Below are 2,995 nucleotides of genomic sequence, written 5' to 3' on the forward strand. Positions count from 1 at the left end.
CACGCCGCCGGATACGATTCCACTGCACCCGCGCCCAGCGGGCCAACAACCAGCAATTCCACTGCTGAGCAGTGCCCGGCTAACTTCGAAGAGCCCCTATTGGAGCAGGGAAGTTCGTTTCTGACGGTCAATTACGAGCGCCAGTGGACTGCGTATGCGGCGCTCATGGGACATGAGTACGCAGCTCGGGTAGGCCGGTTGAGCAAGCATGATTTCACGTTGGTGGAGCTGGTGACACTGCTGCGAAACATGTCAGTTCATCGCTCGGCGTCCTCGATCAGGGAGGTTCGTAGGTTGGTGACCGATGATCGGGTAGTGGCTCTGGATGCGTCGCTGGGAGCGGGTGAGTCGTGTTTCGCGAGGTCGACTGGTGTGAGGCCTGCTGGGTTGGGGCATTATCTGGCGGCGGAGAAGCGAAATCCTTATAGCACTGATGAGTACAAGCGACAGCGGACACGGCTGGCGGTGATGTTGGGAAGGATGAAGAAGATGTCAGAGGTGTTGCGGTAGCGCGGCGCAGCCGTGTTACCGCAACCCGCATAAGGGCGCGGGGTCGGCGGTGTGGTGCCGACCCCGCGGGGGTTAGAGATTGAAGAGTTTGGCGATGGTGGACGCCTTGCTGCGGGTGGTGGGGTCGGTGAGTCCGAGGTCCATGAGGGCGATCTGGTCGTCGATAGAGAGGTCGTCGAAGGCGGGATCGCCGAGGTTGCGGATGGCTTCGTAGGCATGTCGGGCTGCGGCGATGGGGTCGGTGCCGTGGATGGTGTTCATTGTGCGTCCTTTGGTTGTGGTCCGCTCTGGCGGCGGGCGTCGAGTCGGGGCAGCCCGACGGGGGTGGCCTGTCAACCCCGGAGAACCTGGTGCGCCGGAGGCCAATTCGGCAGCGAGCGCAGCGAAGCGCGGGATGTCGAATTGGTCGGAGCGCGTGGGCGTAGCGCAGCGGAGAACGCGTGGTAGTCGCCAGGTGTGGGTTGACAGGTCGGGGTCCCCGGTCGGGCATGCTTGGTCGACGTGCGTGCGTGTGTGGTGAGCACCCACGTGGTGTTTGTGGCGGCCGGTCGGGAGTCGGAGCGCTAGCGCAGAGTTCCGGTTGGCCACCGGAGAGCAGAGTGCGGCCGAAGGTCGCTCCGCGTCTGAGGGGGTGAGTGCGGGTTGGACGTTTGGCCGGTCTCACGGCGGAGACCCCCGCTGCCTGACGGCGGTGCGGGGGTCTCGTGTCCAGGGGATTTGCTTAGAGCGCGGCTGATTCGTGCTCGGCGATCTGGTCGTAGCGGATGGTGCCTCGGATGGTGCGGGCGGTGTCCCAGGCGGGTTGGTAGTGCACGCTGACGCTCTTGGGGTTGAGACGGGTGACGGTCATCCAATCTTTGTTGCCGTAGGGGCGGATGCGGTCCCCTTTGGCGATGGTGTCGCGGGTGTGCTGGCCGGCCTTCCCTGTCGCTTGGTGGTGGGCGTGGACGGTGCGCCAGTAGTCGAGCTGGTCGGCCCGTTCGGCCATTCGGGCCTGGATTGCATCGCGGCGGTCGCCGGTGGCTGCTGGGGTGGTCTCGGTGATGCGTTGGCCGTTGCTCAGCCGCGCGACGGTGCGGGTGTGTCCGTCGAGGCTGCGTTGGTCGGCGCGCTGGGCTGCTTCGAGGGTGCTGATGCGATTGACCACCGTTGAAGGGTTATAACGCTGTTTTGTTGCTTGCTCGGCGTTGTCGGCTCGGGCGGCGGTGGTGTCGGCTTGCTGTTGGGCGTCGACGGCGCGAGTGAGGGTGGTGTGGGCTTTGGTGATGGCGCGGCGGTGCCGTTGTTCGCTGTGGTGCCCGACTTTGATCGGTTCGCCTCCTGGCGGGAGTGCGTCGACGGCGCGTTCGTGCGCTGCGGCGGCGGCGTCGGCGGCGGCGGCCTGGCGGTCGGCTTTGGCGTGCAGGGCGGTGGCGCGCTGCTGGTTGCGCGCCGCACGGTCGGCTTCGACTGTTGCGGTGTCGCGGTGGCTGTGATCGATGGCGATGGTGACGGTGTGACCGGCATCTTCTAGGGCGGTCTGGGCGCGGGTGATGCGGCCGGTGTCAGGCCGGCGGTCGCGGCTGCGGGGGATTCCCCACATGCCGAGTCGCGGAAACCATTTGAAGCCGTGGGCCTTGAGGATGGTGTTGGTGCCGTCAGCTTTGCTGGTGCCGTCGACGAGGGTTCCGTCTGCGGGGGTGTGGGTGATCGTGATGTCGCTCATGTCGGTCGCTTTCGGTGGTGTCGAGAGTGTCTCGGTGGCTGGTGGCGCGGGTCGGTCAAGTGCCCCAGTCCCGGTGGGACCGGGGCGGAGGGGCCGCGCTAGTCGAGCGGGTGGAAGACGTGGGCGGTGTCGGTGGTGACTTCTCCGCAGGCGTCGCAGATCCATTCGATGCCGGGTTCGGTGTCGCAGATCGCGATGATGTGACCGACGGTGGAGAGAAAGTCGCGTAGGTCCGCGAGGGAGGCGCTGCTGGGTTCGTGGGCGCTCTCGTCGCCGTAATTGGCGGCGGCGGCGCAGGGTCCGCAGAGAAGGTGCTTGGCGGCGGATGCGATGTCGGTCATGGTGTGCCCCTTTGGGTTTCGGTCTGGGCCTGGTGCCCTGACCTGTACCTCCATTCTATGTCATCAAACATGACATGGCAAGTTGTGGTGTCGGATTCCGTTGGTATGCAACGTCTTTGAGTTGACTCAGCCCCGGACTGGGTCGGTGTGACCTCGTCCGGGGCTGGGTGTTGATTGCGGTGTTACAGATCGCCGTGGCTGCGCCAGTGGGTGATGGCGGCGCGGACGGCGGCCCGGGGAGTGAGGTCGTCGTTGTAGGCGTCGCGCCAAGTCCAGTCGGGCAGGTCGCTGTGGAGGAATCCGGTGTCACGGCGCAGGTAGCTGTCCACGCTGCGCATCCATACTGGCTCTTCGAAGTTAGCCGGGCACTGCTCAGCAGTGGAATTGCTGGTTGTTGGCCCGCTGGGCGCGGGTGCAGTGGAATCGTATCCGGCGGCGT

Annotated in this window: 5 protein-coding genes; 1 reads left to right on the plus strand and 4 read right to left on the minus strand. The window is 65.6% G+C overall.

The genetic code is table 11. The features are described 5' to 3' along the window. On the plus strand, positions 1-510 hold a 510-nt coding region (locus tag ACZ4TW_RS23840; protein WP_465546980.1), incomplete at its 5' end, for a hypothetical protein. Between the two features lie 72 nt (positions 511-582). Here ACZ4TW_RS23840 and ACZ4TW_RS23845 read toward each other — a convergent pair. The 4 genes from ACZ4TW_RS23845 to ACZ4TW_RS23860 all read right to left on the minus strand — a co-directional run. Then, positions 583-771 carry a hypothetical protein gene (locus ACZ4TW_RS23845; protein ID WP_465546982.1) on the minus strand — a complete coding sequence of 63 codons (189 nt, stop codon included), beginning with the start codon at positions 769-771 and terminating at the stop codon, positions 583-585. Between the two features lie 460 nt (positions 772-1,231). Beyond that, entirely contained in the window at positions 1,232-2,215 is a 984-nt protein-coding gene (locus ACZ4TW_RS23850; protein WP_465546984.1) for a DUF3560 domain-containing protein, read from the minus strand. A gap of 98 nt (positions 2,216-2,313) precedes the next feature. Further along, positions 2,314-2,556, minus strand: a complete 243-nt coding sequence (locus tag ACZ4TW_RS23855) for a hypothetical protein (RefSeq protein WP_465546987.1) — start codon at positions 2,554-2,556, stop codon at positions 2,314-2,316. A 182-nt stretch (positions 2,557-2,738) separates the two neighbouring features. Continuing rightward, positions 2,739-2,995, minus strand: a 257-nt coding sequence (locus ACZ4TW_RS23860; protein ID WP_465546989.1) for a DUF5419 family protein, incomplete at its 5' end; no start/stop codon positions are given.

Source organism: Agromyces sp. NPDC029043, from assembly GCF_055564615.1.